Raw genomic sequence first — 15416 nt, forward strand, 5'->3', positions numbered from 1 at the left:
TTTATCAGATTCAGAGGATGCACCATGAGCAACGTCGACCACGCCGAAATCGCCAAATTCGAAGCCCTGGCCCATCGCTGGTGGGACCGCGAAAGCGAGTTCAAACCCCTGCACGACATCAACCCGCTGCGGGTCAACTGGATTGACGAACGCATCAGCCTGGCCGGCAAGAAAGTGCTGGACGTCGGTTGCGGCGGCGGCATCCTCAGCGAAGCCATGGCCCAGCGCGGCGCCACCGTGCTGGGGATCGACATGGGCGAAGCGCCGTTGGCCGTGGCCCAGTTGCATCAGTTGGAGTCCGGGGTGAACGTCGAATACCGCCAGATCACCGCCGAAGCCCTGGCCGAAGAAATGCCGGAACAGTTCGACGTGATCACCTGCCTGGAAATGCTCGAGCACGTGCCAGACCCCTCCTCGGTGATCCGCGCCTGCTTCCGCATGGTCAAGCCCGGCGGCCAGGTGTTCTTCTCCACCATCAACCGCAACCCCAAGGCGTATCTGTTCGCGATCATCGGCGCCGAATACATCATGAAGCTGCTGCCGCGCGGCACCCACGACTTCAAGAAATTCATCCGTCCGTCCGAGCTGGGCGCGTGGAGCCGCCAGGCCGGGTTGACCGTCAAGGACATCATCGGCCTGACCTACAATCCGCTGACCAAGCACTACAAGCTGGCCAGCGACGTCGACGTCAACTACATGATCCAGACCCTGCGCGAGGAGTAAGCCTGTGAAGTTGCGAGCGGTTCTCTTCGATATGGACGGTACCCTGCTGGACACCGCTCCGGACTTTATCGCCATCTGCCAGGCCATGCGCGCCGACCGCGGCCTGGAGCCGATTCACGACCAGCACATCCGCGATGAAATCTCCGGCGGCGCGCGGGCGATGGTCGCCGTGACCTTCTCGATGGACCCGGAGTCCCCTGGCTTTGAAGAGCTGCGTCAGGAGTTCCTGGAGCGCTACCTCGAGGGCTGCGCGATCCACAGCGCTCTGTTCGACGGCATGGCCGAACTGCTGGAGGACATCGAGAAGTCCAACTTGATCTGGGGCGTGGTCACCAACAAGCCGGTGCGCTTCGCCGAGCCGATCATGCAGCAGTTGGGCCTGGCCGAACGTTCGGCGCTGCTGATTTGCCCGGACCACGTGAAGAACAGCAAACCGGACCCGGAACCGCTGATCCTGGCGTGCAAGATGCTCGACCTGGACCCGGCCAGCGTGTTGTTCGTAGGCGATGACCTGCGTGACATCGAGTCCGGTCGCGACGCCGGCACGCGTACGGCGGCGGTCACCTATGGCTACATCCACCCGGATGACAACCCGCGCCACTGGGGCGCCGATGTGGTGGTGGACCACCCACTGGAATTGCGCAAAGTGCTGGATCACGCACTGTGCAGTTGCTGATGGCCTACCGGTCCTGCTGACCTATGAAGCTCCCTCCCACAGAGGATCTTCGCGACATGCAGGTTCGGTGTTTGCCTATGTTGAATTTTGTCGAGGCTATTTATGTTTGATTACTCTGCACGCCCGGAACTGCTCAAAGGTCGAATCATCCTGGTGACCGGCGCCGGTCGCGGGATCGGCGCGGCGGCGGCGAAAACCTATGCCGCCCATGGCGCGACCGTGCTGCTGCTGGGCAAGACCGAAGCCAATCTGGCCCAGGTGTATGACGAGATCGAAGCCGCAGGCCATCCGCAACCGGTGGTCATCCCGTTCAACCTGGAGACGGCCCTGCCCCATCAATACGATGAGCTGGCCGCAATGATCGAAAAGGAATTCGGCCACCTCGACGGTCTGTTGCACAACGCCTCGATCATCGGCCCACGCACGCCGATCGAGCAGTTGTCCGGCGAGAATTTCATGCGGGTGATGCACATCAACGTCAACGCGATGTTCATGCTGACCAGTACGCTGCTGCCGCTGCTCAAGCTGTCCCAGGACGCGTCGGTGGTGTTCACCTCCAGCAGCGTCGGCCGCAAGGGCCGGGCGTATTGGGGCGCCTATGGCGTGTCGAAATTCGCCACCGAAGGTTTGATGCAAACCCTGGCCGACGAGCTCGAAAACGTCGCCCCGGTGCGCGCCAACAGCATCAACCCCGGCGCCACGCGCACCAGCATGCGCGCCCAGGCCTACCCAGGGGAAAACCCGATGGATAACCCGACGCCGGAAGAGATCATGCCGGTGTACCTGTACCTGATGGGCCCCGACAGTACTGGCATCAACGGGCAGGCGTTCGACGCACAGTAATGCTGTGCCGGCGATGCGATTCTTGAGACACGTGCGCTACTCAAGGACACCATCGCCGGCAAGCCCCTCTCACATTCAGGCCTCGCTGGTTTCAGGCTTTGCGGTTTTCCTTGGGGCATCCGCCAACAACGGAATCTCCTTGCCCTCGGCATCGAACAGCTTGCCGCCACTGAAGTAATCGCCGTCGCGCAACGCCGCCACGTCCTGGAAGCACAAGCTGCGCTCAGTCCCCGCCACGAACACTGACTGCTGGTCCGAATTACCGGCGGTGAAGTGGTTGAACGCCAGGTTCAGCAGGATCGCCATGATCGCCGAGGAGCTGATCCCCGAGTGGAAAATGGTCGCGAACCAGCCGGGGAACTGATCGTAGAAACTGGGCGCGGCGATCGGGATCATGCCAAAGCCGATGGAGGTGGCGACGATGATCAGGTTCATGTTGTTGCGATAGTCCACTTTGGACAAGGTGCGAATGCCACTGGCCGCCACCGTACCGAACAGCACGATCCCGGCGCCGCCCAGCACTGAAGTCGGTACCGCCGCGATCACCCGGCCCATGAACGGCAGCAGGCCGAGGATCACCAGGAACACCCCACCCGTGGCCACCACAAAACGGCTCTTCACCCCAGTCACCGCCACCAGGCCGACGTTCTGGGCGAAGGCACTCTGGGTGAACGAGCCGAAGATCGGCGCAAACAGGCTCGACAGCATATCCGCGCGCAGGCCATTGCCGAGGCGCTTGGAGTCGACCTTGGTGTCGATGATCTCCCCCACCGCCAGGATGTCCGCCGAGGTCTCCACCAGGGTCACCATCACCACGATGCACATGGAAATGATCGCAGCCACATGAAAGGTGGGCATGCCGAAGTGAAACGGCGTGGGGAAGCCGAACATCGGCCCCTGGGTAACACCGGAAAAATCAGCCATGCCCAGCAGTACCGCGATCACGGTGCCGATCACCATCGCCAGCAGGATCGACAAGCGCGAAATGGTGGCACTGCCGACCTTGCTCAACAGCAGCACCAGCACCAGGGTCAGCGCCGCCAGGCCGATATTGGGCACGCTGCCGAAATCCGCCGCGCGGCTGTTACCGCCCATGGCCCAGCGCGCCGCCACGGGCATCAGGGTCAAGCCGATGGTGGTGATCACGATACCGGTGACCAGCGGCGGGAAAAACTGGGTGATCCGTGAGAACACCGGGGTGATCAGCAGTCCGATCAACGACGCGGCCATCACCGCCCCGAGAATCGCCGGCACACCACCGGCGCCGTCGCTGCCGACAATCGCCACCATGGTTGCCACCCCGGCAAACGACACACCCTGCACCAGCGGCAACTGGCAACCAAAGAACGGCAGGCCGAGGGTCTGCAACAGCGTGGCCAGGCCACCGGCGAACAGCGACGCCGCGATCAACAGGCCGATATCCGCGGGCGCCAGCCCCGCCGCCTGGCCGACGATCAACGGGACCGCAACGATGCCGCCGTACATGGTGAGCACATGTTGCAGGCCGTAAGCCATGTTGGCGGCGACGCCGAGATTCTCATCTTCGGGTCGCTGCGGTGACGCCTTCGGGATAGTCATGGTGAGGGGTTCTCTGTTTTTGTTGTGCGGCCACTGTATGCAATGTCTGGATTGGATGTCCATAGAGTTGTATACAATTAATCCGACAAAACACACCATATCCGTACTACAAAACAATCCCTCTATTGCCCCGCAAGCACACTTCAGATCAACGGTCCTGATCCAATAACCGGGTGATACCGCGCACGATCATCTCCACCTCCTTGGCGTCCAGGGTCAGCGGCGGCAGCAGGCGAATGATTTTGCCGCGCGTCACATTGATCAGCAGCGCGTGTTCTTGGGCGGCGCGCTGCGCCAGATCGCGGCAAGGGCTGGCCAGCTCGATCCCGATCATCAAGCCCTGCCCGCGAATCGCCAGTACTTGCGGGTGTTCGCTCAATTCCACCCGCAGCCGTGCCAGCAAGCGTGCGCCCTGTTGCGCGGCGTTGTGCAACAAGCCTTGCCCTTCAATGATGTCCAGCACCGTGCAGCCCACTCGGCAGGCGAGCGGGTTGCCGCCAAAGGTGCTGCCATGGCTGCCGGGTGTGAACAGTTGCGCCACGGCGGCCCGAGCCAGGCAGGCGCCGATGGGCACGCCATTGCCGAGGCCTTTGGCCAGGGTCATCACGTCCGGCACGATGCCTTCGTGCTGGAACGCAAACCAGGCGCCGGTGCGGCCGATGCCGGTCTGGATTTCGTCGAGCATCATCAGCCAGCCATGACGGGTGCAGTGATCGCGCAGGGCTTGCAGGTAACCGGCCGGCGCCGGCACTACACCACTTTCACCCTGGATCGGCTCGAGCAGGACTGCTGCGATGCGCGTGCCGAACGTCTGGGTGATCGCCTCTATTGCCGCCATGTCACCAAACCTGACCTTGAGAAAATCCCCTGGCAGGCGCTGGAAACCCAAGCGCACCGAGGGCCCGTCGCTCGCGGCCATGGTGCCGAGGGTGCGGCCATGAAAGGCGTTCTCCATCACCACCACCACTGGCTCTTCGATGCCCTTTTTCCACCCATGCAGGCGCGCCAGTTTCAGCGCTGTTTCGTTGGCTTCGGCACCGGAGTTGTTGAAAAAGGCACGGTCCAGGCCGGACAGCGACGTCAGGCGCTGGGCCAGCCGCTGCTGCCAGTCGATGCTGTACAGGTTGGACGTATGCAGCAGCAGGCCCGCCTGTTCGCTGATGGCCGCCACTAACCTGGGGTGGGAATGGCCGACATTGGTCACTGCCACGCCCGCCACCGCATCCAGGTATTCGCGACCCTGTTGATCCCACAGGCGCGTGCCCAGGCCACGGATGAAACTCAAGGCGAGGGGTTGATAGGTGGTCATCAGACAGGCGGCAGTCATGGGGGGTAGCTCCAGTGCATCGTTGTGATGGCAACAGTATCGTTAGCCACTTCAGCTGGATAAACTGCGCATTCCTGCAATGACTTTGAATCAGGGATTGATAATGGATCTGTTCCAGGCGATGTCGGTGTACGTAAAGGTGGTTGAATCGGGCAGTATGACCGCCGCCGCCCAGGCCTGCGGCCTGTCGACCACCATGGTCGGCAACCACCTGCGCGCCCTGGAACAGCGGCTGGGCGTCAGTCTGCTCAAGCGCACCACCCGCAAACAAAGCCTCACGGAATTCGGCGGGCAGTATTACCAACGGTGCCTGGAAGTGCTGGGGCTGGTGGCCGACTCCGAGCAATTGGCCGAACAGGCCCGCAGCGATATTCCCAAAGGCACCTTGCGTATCACCGCCCCACCCGCGTTCGGCACCGAACGCCTGGCGCCGGCACTGAGCGAATTTTCCCAGCGCTACCCGCAGATCAAGCTGTACGTGGTGCTCAGCAACCAGCGTATGGACATGATCGACAGCGGCTTCGACGTGGCCATCCGCCTGGGCGAACTGGAACCCTCGAGCCTGATCGCACGCCCTCTGCAGGACTACACCATTACCCTCTGCGCCTCGCCGGATTACCTGGCGCGACGCGGCACTCCAATGAAGCCCGAAGACCTGCAGCAGCATGACTGCCTGGCGTTCGCCTACCCCTCCACCGATGACTGGCGCGATGCCGACAAGCTGTGGCGCATGAGCGGCGCCGAGGGTGAAGTGGAAATCCCGGTGTCCGGCTCACTGACCGTCAACAGCTCCCAAGCCTTGCGTCAGGCGGCGCTGCAAGGCATGGGCATCGTCATGCTGCCCGATGCCCTGGTGCAGCCGGATGTGCAGAGCGGCAAGCTGGTGGCCTTGCTGAACACCTATCAATTGCCCAGCCGCCCCATGCACGTGCTGTACGGTCAGGACCGCTATCGCCTGCCGAAACTACGGGCGTTCGTCGACTTCGTGATGGAAAAGTGGGCGCGCTAGAAACCCACGCCCAACGCTCGCAACTGCGCAGCGGTGCGCTCGGCCGACACATGATGAATGCCTTGCCAGCCGAGGGCGACGGCGGCCTCGATATTGCCGGTGACATCATCGATGAACACCACTTCCCGGGCCTCAATATCCGGCAGGTGCGCACGCACCTGGTCAAGGCTGGCGTGATAGATCGCCGCGTCGGGCTTGATCAGCTTCACTTCGCCGGACACCACGATGTCGCGGAAAATCTGAAGGAAGGGGTAATGGGCGCGCGCATAAGGAAAGGTCTCGGCCGACCAATTGGTGAGCCCGAACAGCGGCATATTGGCCTGGTGCAGCGCCGTGAGAATGGCCACGCCTTCGGGCAACGGGCCAAGCAGCATTTCATGCCAGCGGTCGTAATAGGCCTGGATCAAGGCGTGGTGGTGAGGGTATTCGTCGATCAGGCTGCGCGTGGCATCGGCCAGGCTGCGGCCGGCATCCTGCTCGGTGTTCCAGGCCTGGGTGCAGATCGTGTCGAGGAACCATTGCCGTTCGTGATCGTCGGCAATCAGCTTGCGATACAGGTGATGCGGGTTCCAGTCGAACAGGACACCGCCGAAATCAAAAACCACTGCACGAATCGTCATCAGATCCTCCGTTAGCCTGAGTGTGATAGCTGAGGGAGTCTGGCAGATTTGCAAAGCGGGAAGTACGCGCTGGAGCGTAAGACGGATCTGAAAAGCACACAAACAAAGGTGGGAGGGGGCTTGCTCCCGATAGTGGAATGTCAGTACCGAATGGACTGGCTGACCCACCACTATCGGGAGCAAGCCCCCTCCCACATGTTTTCGACCGCGCTTAAGCCTGGATCAGGCCCTTGATCTTCACGGTCGGATTCACATCCGCCTCGTAGTCCACGCCGTCGATCTCGAAGCCGAACAAGCGCAGGAACTCAGCCTTGTAGCCGGCAAAGTCGCTGATCTCGTTGACGTTCTCATCGGTGACCTGGTTCCACAGCGCCGCCACGGCGTCCTGGACCTTCGGCTCCAGTTCGGCCAGGTCGGCGCGCAGGCGGCCGTCGGCGTCGAGTTTCGGCTGGCTGCCGTACAGGCTGTCCTTGAACAGGCCGTAGACCTGCTCGATGCAGCCTTCATGGGTGCCCTGCTCTTTCATCACCTTGAACAGCAGCGACAGGTACAGCGGCATGATCGGGATCGCCGAACTGGCCTGGGTGACCACGGCCTTGAGCACCGACACACGGGCGTCGCCCTTCAGCGCGGCGAGGTTGTCGCGCAGGGTCAGGACTTTCTTGTCCAGGTCCTTCTTGGCTTCGCCGATGGAGCCGTTCCAGTAGATGTCCTGGGTCAGCTTCTCGCCCAGGTAGGTGAACGCGGTGGTCTTGGCGCCTTCGGCCAGGACGTCGGCGTCACGCAGCGCGTCGATCCACAGCTGCCAGTCTTCGCCGCCCATGACTTTCACGGTGCCGTCGATTTCTTCCTGGGTGGCCGGTTCAAGGGTGGTGTCGACCACAACGCCTTTGTCGGTGTTGATCCCACGCAGGGTTACGGCCTTGCCGATCGGCTTGAGGGTGGAGTTGTGCACCACGCCTTGCGGGTCGGTGCGGCGTGGCGCGGCCAGGCTGTAGACGACCAGGTCGATCTTGCCCAGGTCTTTCTTGATGGTCTCGATGGTCAGGCGCTTGATGTCGTCGGAGAACGCATCGCCATTGATGCTCTTGGCGTACAGGCCTTTTTCGACAGCAAACTTCTCGAATGCAGCGCTGTTGTACCAGCCGGCGGAGCTGAGCTTGCCTTCTTCGCCTTCTTTCTCAAAAAACACGCCCAGGGTGTCGGCGCCGCAACCGAACGCGGCACTGATGCGCGCAGCCAGGCCGTAACCGGTGGAAGCGCCGAGGACCAGCACCTTCTTCGGGCCGCCTTCAATGGCGCCGTGCTTGGTTACGTAGTCGATCTGTTGCTTGACGTTCGCTTCACAGCCAACAGGGTGAGCGGTCACACAGATAAAGCCACGAACCCGCGGTTTGATGATCATAAAATTTCTGCCTCTTCCAAGGTGCCGAAGGCCAATGGTGGCCATTCAACTTCAATCGTACCGGTCTATGACGTCCGAAAAACCGAAGCGTCACGATAGACGTAAATCTTCTGTTTACAAAATCCGATCCATAAAACGCGAATCGAGGCTGGCAAGGGTTAAAAACTCTGGCGGGCCTTCACAATTTTGCAATATTTAAACCGCCTTTCCAGCACCGAACGCCTTATCATGGCGCAGTTGTTTCAATACATGTCCAAACCACCACTCGCGGCCACAGAACCTGACCTGTCGAATGGCGTCCTGCTGGAGCTGAGTGTCATGAACAAGCCTGCTTTACGTAAAAAAGCGATATCGGTCGCCTGGGTTCTCGGCGTGCTGCTGATTATCGGTGTCTTCCCCAAAACCATGCTGGTGTTTCTCGCCCTGGTGCTGGTCTGCGGTATTTACGACTATCTGCGTAATGGCTTGTATGACATCCCCACCTTCAAGAAATACTTTGTCGGCAACGGTCGCAACACCTGGCTGCTCGCGCCGTTCAACACGCTGTTCGACCTGCTGAGCTCACGCAACCGTCATATTTATACGATGCGCGACCTGCCGCCGGCCTGGCAGGAAGACCTGCAACAGGTGATCAACGACGCCATGGCCCACAAGGACGAAATCATCGGTTACCTCGACGCGCGCATGGCCGAGAAGAAACGCGGCATGTTGTTTTTCCAATGGTACGGACGGCCGATCGAAACCTCGCTGGATATTCCCGAACTGCGCAAAAAACTGCCGTTCGTGAAAACCATCGGCGTGTCGGTGTTCAATGAAAACCGTTCGACCTCTTTTCACTTCGGCCCCCTGCGCATGATGTTCCGCGTGCTCTACAACATGGCTCCGGCGCCCCACCACGATGGTGTCTATATCCAGGTGGGCAAGCACAAGCATTACTGGCACGACGACCCGCTATTTATCTTCGACGACACGCTGATGCATGCGTCCTTCAACAAGAACGATGCGAAGCGCTACTGCCTGTTTATCGATATCGTGCGCCCGACCTCGCTGCCTTCGATACTCAACGCCGTGATCGCTGGGTTTGCCGGGATGGTCTTTACCCTGCGTCGGGTTTTCTACAAAAACTGGAAGCTGATTCAGTAAGTTCTGCGGCATGATGGTGCTGCACGGTGTTTGCACTCGGCCTTGTGCCTTTGGTAAATAACCGTCTTGCGCGACCGAATTCGGCACCCATCATTCTCAAGCCATCGCCCTCCTGCGGATGCGGTGGCTGCGCTTTCAAGGACTCAGAATGCCCCAACGTCAAGTCATCAACGCTTCCGTCAGCCCCAAGGGCAGCCTCGAAACCCTGTCACAACGTGAAGTCCAGCAACTGAGCGAAGCCGGTTCCGGCAGTATCTATACCCTGTTCCGCCAATGCGCCCTGGCGATCCTCAACACCGGCGCGCATATCGACAACGCCAAGACCATCCTCGACGCCTACAAAGACTTTGAAGTGCGCATCCACCAGCAGGATCGCGGTGTGCGCCTGGAATTGCTGAACGCGCCGGCCGATGCCTTCGTTGACGGCGAAATGATTGCCAGCACCCGTGAGATGCTGTTCAGCGCCCTGCGCGATATCGTCTACACCGAGAACGAACTGGACAGCCAGCGCATCGACCTGAGCAATTCCCAGGGCATCACCGACTACGTGTTCCACCTGCTGCGCAACGCCCGTACCCTGCGTCCCGGTGTCGAGCCGAAAATCGTCGTGTGCTGGGGCGGACACTCGATCAATACCGACGAATACAAATACACCAAGAAAGTCGGCCACGAACTGGGCCTGCGCAGCCTCGACGTGTGCACCGGTTGCGGCCCCGGCGTGATGAAAGGCCCGATGAAAGGCGCAACCATTTCCCACGCCAAGCAACGGATTACGGGCGGCCGCTACCTGGGCCTGACCGAACCGGGCATCATCGCCGCCGAAGCGCCGAACCCGATCGTCAATGAGCTGGTGATCCTGCCGGATATCGAGAAGCGCCTGGAAGCCTTCGTGCGCGTCGGCCACGGCATCATCATCTTCCCTGGCGGCGCCGGCACGGCTGAAGAGTTCCTGTACCTGCTGGGCATCCTGATGCACCCGGACAACCGCGACGTGCCCTTCCCGGTCATCCTCACCGGGCCGAAACACGCCGCGCCGTACCTGCAACAACTGCATGCCTTCGTGGGCGCAACCCTGGGCGAAGCGGCACAGGCGCACTACCAGATCATCATCGACGACCCGGCCGAAGTGGCGCGCAAGATGACCGCCGGCCTCAAGGCGGTGAAACAGTTCCGCCGCGAGCGCAACGACGCGTTCCACTTCAACTGGCTGCTCAAGATCGACGAAGGCTTCCAGCGCCCGTTCGACCCGACCCACGAAAACATGGCCAGCCTGCAACTGAGCCATGCGCTGGCGCCCCACGAACTGGCGGCCAACTTGCGTCGCGCGTTCTCCGGCATCGTGGCGGGCAACGTCAAGGACAAGGGCATCCGCCTGATCGAACAGCACGGCCCGTACGAAATCCACGGCGACGCGACCATCATGAAACCGCTGGACGAACTGCTGCAGGCCTTCGTCGCCCAGCACCGCATGAAGTTGCCGGGCGGCGCGGCGTATGTGCCGTGCTACCGCGTCGTGCAATAAGCGAACGCTGCCCCGCCCGGCAAACCGGGTGGCGGCCGGTCATATGTTGTAGCGCTTTACGGGCGCTTTCAGGCGTGTGGACGGGCGGAATCGGGCTATCGAGAGCTATGCCGCGACCAATTGGGCGCGGCACTGCTGCGAGAGGTTCGGCTCCTGGGTACGAAGAAGCCGACCTGGCCGAGATTCAGCGAACCCAACCCCCTCCCTGCCAGTGATAACCGTCATTGCGCTGCACCCAATGCGGGTGCATATAGCGATAGCCCTCACGCACCGCCTCCCAATGACCGTGCACGGCGACGTAACGCCCACCTTCCCAGCGCCAGTAACCCCGTGACCACACATAGCCGTAGCGCGGAGCGGGCTCGACTTCGATCACCTGAACCGGCGGCGGTTGTGGCGCGATTACTTCGACATACTCTCGTTGCACCGGCCGGCGCTCATGCACGACACGCTCTTGCACACACCCGGATGCCGCGACGACCATCGCCGCCAATGCTGCATAACGTAGCCACATACCAACCCCTCGGGCGCTGACGCCCAACAACCTGCTCGTAAAAAAGTGCCCCCTTGTTGCAGCCTCGCTCCTGCAAGGCCTGGGTACTTTTTAACAGGTGGCGTCTGTCAGGTTGCTGAACTCACACGCCGGGCCGAAACGCTCCTGCACCGCCTCGACAAAACGCCGCAACTTGGCAGTACGTTGCCGGTTGGCGGTATAGACCAAATGCATGGGCCGGCTCGGCGCATCAAAGTCCGGGAGCACCCGCACCAACTCACCCCGGTCCAGGGCCGGACGCAGAAAATCTTCCGGGCCGAGCACAATGCCAAACCCATCCAGTGCAGCCGACATCAAGGCCCTGCTTTCGTTGATCTGCAAACGGCTGGCAACCTGCACCTTGTGCGATACCGCCCCCTGGTAGAACACCCATTCGCGATCAGCAGGACGTGACCAGAAGACATAGCCCAAGCATTCATGGTGTTGAAGGTCCGCCGGTCGCAGCGGTATACCCCGTGTCGCCAAGTAGACAGGCGCCGCGCAGACCACCAGACGATAGGGCGCCAGGGGTCTGGCGGTTAATCCAGTGGTCGCCAGGGGACCAATCCGAAAAGCGGCTTCGTAGCCTTCTTCCACCAAATCGACGAAACGATCGGTGAGGTGCAGGTCAATGTTCACATCGGGGTTGTCGCGCAGAAACGCAGTCACCAGGGGCATGAGGCTGTAGGAGCCGAAGGTCACCGGCGCGGTGATTTTCAGCTTGCCACGCGGGGTGTCATTCATGATCTGCGCCAGAGAATCGGCGGCCTCGGCTTCTGTCAGGATATGTTTGCAACGCTCGTAGTACGCACTACCCAGCTCAGTGAGGCTTTGCCGGCGCGTGGTGCGATTGAGCAAGCGCGCCCCCAGGCGCTGTTCCAGCGCGGCAACATGTTTGGCCACCATCTGCGCCGACATGTTCAAACGCTCGGCGGCGCGGGCGTATGAGCCCAACTCGGCAGCGATCACAAAGGCATTCATGCTGGAAAGACGATCCATCATTCCCCACTCTCAGTAATAACATCAACGACAGATCGCTTATTTATCGCCTATTGGTTGCCAATCATCATAACCCCCTCCCCCCTTCTCTCTGGAGCAAAGATATGAAGATTGGCGTTATTGGAGCAGGTTTCATCGGGCGCGCCGTGGCACAACTGGCACTGGCGGCCGGCCATGAGGTGATGTTGAGCAACTCCCGCGGCCCACAGACCATGAGCAGCGTGCTCAGCGGCATTTGGGGCGTTCAAGTGGGCAGCGCAGAAGACGCGGCACAATTTGGCGATGTGGTGCTCGTGGCTATTCCCCTGGCGCATTATCGCAGCGTACCCGTACAGGGGTTGGAAGGCAAAACGGTCATGGACGCAAACAATTACTACCCGGAGCGTGATGGGCATATCCCCGAGTTGGACCGCTTTGAAACCACCACCAGCCGGCTGCTCGCCGATCACTTGCCCCGGTCCCACGTGGTGAAGGTGTTCAATGCGATCTTTGCGCCGGACTTGACGCAGGACGCCCGCCCCCACGGCGCCCCCGAGCGCCGCGCATTGCCGGTGGCCGCCGATGACGTAGCGGCGAAAGCCCAAGTGATCCAGTTGCTCGACGAGCTGGGGTTCGACGCCGTGGATGCCGGCGGACTGGATGAAAGCTGGCGCTTCGAACGGGCCAAACCGGCGTATTGCGTTGCGCTGGACCAGGCAGGCTTGAAAGCAGCGCTGGCAGCGGCCCAACGGACCGTCGAAGTGCCTCCGGTCGATCGTTCCCGCTTTCGGCCATAGACACGCACCTGCAAAAAAACCCGCTGACCGTTACCGGTTCAGCGGGCTTTTGCACATCGGCTCAGCCCTGTTACCAAGACCTCACCAACGACTTACAACGCCAGGTCCGACGCCGGCTTGCTCGGCTCGGCCGCAGGCTTGGCAGCCTCGATGGCTTTTGGCGCAGCCAACTGCGGAATCGCAGGCGGTGGGGTCAGTTGCAGGATGTTGGCGGTGTAGGCCCATTCCTTGGCAACCGCCTCAGGACTGTCATTCAGCTTAGTGCCGTAGCTTGGCACGATCTGGTGCAGTTTTTCCTGCCAGGCCGGGGTAGCGACCTTATCCTTAAAGACTTTCTGCAGCACGGTCAGCATGATCGGAGCCGCGGTGGACGCGCCTGGCGACGCACCCAACAGGCCTGCAATGGTGTTGTCGGCAGAGCTGACCACTTCAGTACCAAGTTTCAGCACACCGCCCTGCTCTTCGTCACGCTTGATGATCTGTACGCGCTGACCGGCTTGCCACAGGCGCCAGTCCTCTTTCTTGGCGTTCGGGAAATATTCTTGCAGCGCCTTGAAGCGGTCGTCGTCCGACAGCATCAGTTGGCCGGCAAGGTACTCGACCAGCGGGTATTCACGAATACCGACTTTGGTCATTGGCCAGATGTTGTGGGTGGTGGTGCTGGTCAGCAGATCCAGGTACGAGCCTTCCTTCAGGAACTTGGTGGAGAAGGTCGCGAACGGGCCAAACAGGATCACGCGCTTGCCATCCAGCACACGGGTGTCCAAGTGCGGAACCGACATCGGTGGCGCGCCTACCGAGGCTTTACCGTAGGCCTTGGCCAAGTGCTGTTCGGCAACGGCCGTGTTATCGGTCACCAGGAACGAACCGCCAACCGGGAAGCCGGCATATTCCTTGGCTTCAGGAATGCCAGACTTCTGCAGCAGGTGCAGTGCACCGCCGCCAGCGCCGATGAACACGAACTTGGCGTCGGTTTCAGTCTTGGTGCCGTCTTTCAGGTTTTTGTAGCTGACACGCCACGAACCGTCGGCGTTCTTGGTAATGTCCTGCACTTCACTCGACAGTTTCAGGTCGAACTTAGGGGTGGTTTGCAGGTGAGCGACGAATTGGCGAGTGATCTCGCCGAAGTTCATGTCTGTTCCCAGCGGGCTCCAGGTGGCCGCGATTTTCTGGCTCGGGTCGCGCCCTTGCATCATCAGCGGAACCCATTTGGCAATCTGCGCCGGGTCTTCGGAGTACTGCATGCCGGCGAACAGTGGGCTGGCTTGCAGGGCTTCATAGCGTTTCTTGAGGAACTTGATGTTGTCATCGCCCCACACGAAGCTCATGTGCGGTGTGGAATTGATGAACGAACGCGGGTTCTTCAGCACGCCCTGCCGGACCTGCCAGGACCAGAACTGACGGGAGATCTGGAACGCTTCGTTGATCTCGACCGCTTTGGGGATCTCAACGTTGCCGTTCTTGTCTTCCGGGGTGTAGTTGAGCTCAGCCAGGGCCGAGTGGCCGGTACCGGCGTTGTTCCAGCCGTTGGAGCTTTCTTCGGCGACGCCGTCGAGGCGCTCGACCATTTCCATCGACCAATCCGGTTCCAGCTCATTGAGCCACACACCCAGGGTCGCACTCATGATGCCGCCGCCGATCAGCAGCACATCGACTTTCTTTGCCTCTTGCGCATGAGCAGACGCGATCCCCATCGACAAAGCCAGCCCCAGCAGGGCCGTGTTCACTTTTTTTAACATCCGTAGCACCTATGATAAAACGCCATCCGCCCCACCGCCCCCGACTCACTTCAGGACCGCAGGGTGGGCACACAAGGCCGACGTATCGACCTCACTTTTATGTCCGTTCAGCGCTGACTTCTTATCATTATTGGCTTCAGCTACCCCAGAAATAGCCAAGAACCGCTACGTATGCGTGTTTACGTACCGGAGAAAGGCCAAACCAAGATGGCGCGCAGAATATCACGCCAAACAGCCAATATGCGCCGTTTGGCCAATTGACAACTCTCATAGAGTGGTTTTAACGAGACTGATCGGGGCGAGTGTCAAGCCGGACAGGCGCGACGCAGGGTCACAGGGTCGTCAGTGACAGGACACTCACGAACCAGTGGCTTTTCTTGATACCTTCATCGCCGCTTGCGCCGCCACGACGGATCCAAGGCGGGGATTGAACAACAACGGGTAGGAAAACCTGCGCCATTGCAACACAAACCCTGTGAACGATTGCCGCACGAGCGTGCTCATATGGGTGAACGAAAGGTGCG

Annotated in this window: 14 protein-coding genes; 7 read left to right on the top strand and 7 right to left on the bottom strand. The window is 60.7% G+C overall.

Annotation, left to right across the window (positions count from 1 at the left end; all coding sequences use genetic code 11):
* The first annotated feature begins 24 nt into the window (after window positions 1-24).
* From ubiG to BLR63_RS14130, 3 genes are all read left to right on the top strand, one after another.
* Window positions 25-723 carry a bifunctional 2-polyprenyl-6-hydroxyphenol methylase/3-demethylubiquinol 3-O-methyltransferase UbiG gene (ubiG, locus tag BLR63_RS14120; protein WP_010566496.1) on the top strand — a complete coding sequence of 233 codons (699 nt, stop codon included), beginning with the start codon at window positions 25-27 and terminating at the stop codon, window positions 721-723.
* A 4-nt stretch (window positions 724-727) separates the two neighbouring features.
* Window positions 728-1399 carry an N-acetylmuramic acid 6-phosphate phosphatase MupP gene (mupP, locus tag BLR63_RS14125; protein WP_010566495.1) on the top strand — a complete coding sequence of 224 codons (672 nt, stop codon included), beginning with the start codon at window positions 728-730 and terminating at the stop codon, window positions 1397-1399.
* 102 nt (window positions 1400-1501) lie between these two features.
* Window positions 1502-2242, top strand: a complete 741-nt coding sequence (locus BLR63_RS14130; protein WP_010566494.1) for a YciK family oxidoreductase — start codon at window positions 1502-1504, stop codon at window positions 2240-2242.
* Between the two features lie 75 nt (window positions 2243-2317).
* On the opposite strand, the gene BLR63_RS14135 is transcribed toward BLR63_RS14130, so the two are convergent.
* Complete coding sequence (locus BLR63_RS14135; RefSeq protein ID WP_010566493.1) at window positions 2318-3820, bottom strand: nucleobase:cation symporter-2 family protein; 1503 nt, start codon at window positions 3818-3820, stop codon at window positions 2318-2320.
* Between the two features lie 148 nt (window positions 3821-3968).
* Window positions 3969-5147 carry an aspartate aminotransferase family protein gene (locus BLR63_RS14140; protein WP_010566492.1) on the bottom strand — a complete coding sequence of 393 codons (1179 nt, stop codon included), beginning with the start codon at window positions 5145-5147 and terminating at the stop codon, window positions 3969-3971.
* A 103-nt stretch (window positions 5148-5250) separates the two neighbouring features.
* Here BLR63_RS14140 and BLR63_RS14145 point away from each other — a divergent pair, with 103 nt between their 5' ends.
* Window positions 5251-6156 carry a LysR family transcriptional regulator gene (locus tag BLR63_RS14145; RefSeq protein ID WP_010566491.1) on the top strand — a complete coding sequence of 302 codons (906 nt, stop codon included), beginning with the start codon at window positions 5251-5253 and terminating at the stop codon, window positions 6154-6156.
* Here the strand turns inward: BLR63_RS14145 and BLR63_RS14150 are convergent.
* Entirely contained in the window at window positions 6153-6776 is a 624-nt protein-coding gene (locus tag BLR63_RS14150) for an HAD family hydrolase (RefSeq protein WP_010566490.1), read from the bottom strand. The genes BLR63_RS14145 and BLR63_RS14150 overlap by 4 nt on opposite strands.
* A 211-nt stretch (window positions 6777-6987) precedes the next feature.
* Window positions 6988-8181: an enoyl-ACP reductase FabV gene (gene fabV / locus BLR63_RS14155; RefSeq protein ID WP_010566489.1), complete on the bottom strand. Its 1194-nt coding sequence runs from the start codon at window positions 8179-8181 to the stop codon at window positions 6988-6990.
* Between the two features lie 318 nt (window positions 8182-8499).
* Between fabV and BLR63_RS14160 the strand changes: the two genes are divergently transcribed.
* On the top strand, window positions 8500-9324 hold the full coding sequence (locus BLR63_RS14160) for an aspartyl/asparaginyl beta-hydroxylase domain-containing protein (protein WP_042947263.1): 825 nt from the start codon (window positions 8500-8502) through the stop codon (window positions 9322-9324).
* 148 nt (window positions 9325-9472) lie between these two features.
* Complete coding sequence (gene ppnN / locus BLR63_RS14165) at window positions 9473-10846, top strand: nucleotide 5'-monophosphate nucleosidase PpnN (RefSeq protein ID WP_010566487.1); 1374 nt, start codon at window positions 9473-9475, stop codon at window positions 10844-10846.
* Between the two features lie 184 nt (window positions 10847-11030).
* Here ppnN and BLR63_RS14170 read toward each other — a convergent pair whose 3' ends face one another.
* Entirely contained in the window at window positions 11031-11360 is a 330-nt protein-coding gene (locus BLR63_RS14170) for a YXWGXW repeat-containing protein (protein ID WP_042947241.1), read from the bottom strand.
* Window positions 11361-11450: 90 nt separating this feature from the next.
* Window positions 11451-12380 (bottom strand): LysR family transcriptional regulator, encoded by a 930-nt coding sequence (locus BLR63_RS14175; protein WP_010566485.1) that lies wholly within the window; start codon window positions 12378-12380, stop codon window positions 11451-11453.
* A 101-nt stretch (window positions 12381-12481) separates the two neighbouring features.
* On the opposite strand from BLR63_RS14175, the gene BLR63_RS14180 reads away from it, so the two are divergent.
* Window positions 12482-13153 (top strand): NADPH-dependent F420 reductase, encoded by a 672-nt coding sequence (locus BLR63_RS14180; RefSeq protein WP_010566484.1) that lies wholly within the window; start codon window positions 12482-12484, stop codon window positions 13151-13153.
* Between the two features lie 92 nt (window positions 13154-13245).
* Here BLR63_RS14180 and mqo read toward each other — a convergent pair whose 3' ends face one another.
* Window positions 13246-14892 (bottom strand): malate dehydrogenase (quinone), encoded by a 1647-nt coding sequence (gene mqo, locus BLR63_RS14185; protein WP_010566483.1) that lies wholly within the window; start codon window positions 14890-14892, stop codon window positions 13246-13248.
* Window positions 14893-15416: the final 524 nt, after the last annotated feature.

The organism is Pseudomonas extremaustralis, assembly GCF_900102035.1.
In the GTDB taxonomy this organism is placed as follows: Bacteria; Pseudomonadota; Gammaproteobacteria; order Pseudomonadales; family Pseudomonadaceae; genus Aquipseudomonas; species Aquipseudomonas extremaustralis.

What these genes read in the sequence shown, in the direction of transcription:
- ubiG (WP_010566496.1), top strand. Translation starts at nt 25, where the DNA reads ATGAGCAACGTCGACCACGCCGAAATCGCCAAATTCGAAGCCCTGGCC.
- BLR63_RS14130 (WP_010566494.1), top strand. Translation starts at nt 1,502, where the DNA reads ATGTTTGATTACTCTGCACGCCCGGAACTGCTCAAAGGTCGAATCATC.
- BLR63_RS14135 (WP_010566493.1), bottom strand. Translation starts at nt 3,820, where the DNA reads ATGACTATCCCGAAGGCGTCACCGCAGCGACCCGAAGATGAGAATCTC.
- BLR63_RS14140 (WP_010566492.1), bottom strand. Translation starts at nt 5,147, where the DNA reads ATGACTGCCGCCTGTCTGATGACCACCTATCAACCCCTCGCCTTGAGT.
- BLR63_RS14145 (WP_010566491.1), top strand. Translation starts at nt 5,251, where the DNA reads ATGGATCTGTTCCAGGCGATGTCGGTGTACGTAAAGGTGGTTGAATCG.
- BLR63_RS14150 (WP_010566490.1), bottom strand. Translation starts at nt 6,776, where the DNA reads ATGACGATTCGTGCAGTGGTTTTTGATTTCGGCGGTGTCCTGTTCGAC.
- fabV (WP_010566489.1), bottom strand. Translation starts at nt 8,181, where the DNA reads ATGATCATCAAACCGCGGGTTCGTGGCTTTATCTGTGTGACCGCTCAC.
- BLR63_RS14160 (WP_042947263.1), top strand. Translation starts at nt 8,500, where the DNA reads ATGAACAAGCCTGCTTTACGTAAAAAAGCGATATCGGTCGCCTGGGTT.
- ppnN (WP_010566487.1), top strand. Translation starts at nt 9,473, where the DNA reads ATGCCCCAACGTCAAGTCATCAACGCTTCCGTCAGCCCCAAGGGCAGC.
- BLR63_RS14170 (WP_042947241.1), bottom strand. Translation starts at nt 11,360, where the DNA reads ATGTGGCTACGTTATGCAGCATTGGCGGCGATGGTCGTCGCGGCATCC.
- BLR63_RS14175 (WP_010566485.1), bottom strand. Translation starts at nt 12,380, where the DNA reads ATGATGGATCGTCTTTCCAGCATGAATGCCTTTGTGATCGCTGCCGAG.
- BLR63_RS14180 (WP_010566484.1), top strand. Translation starts at nt 12,482, where the DNA reads ATGAAGATTGGCGTTATTGGAGCAGGTTTCATCGGGCGCGCCGTGGCA.
- mqo (WP_010566483.1), bottom strand. Translation starts at nt 14,892, where the DNA reads ATGTTAAAAAAAGTGAACACGGCCCTGCTGGGGCTGGCTTTGTCGATG.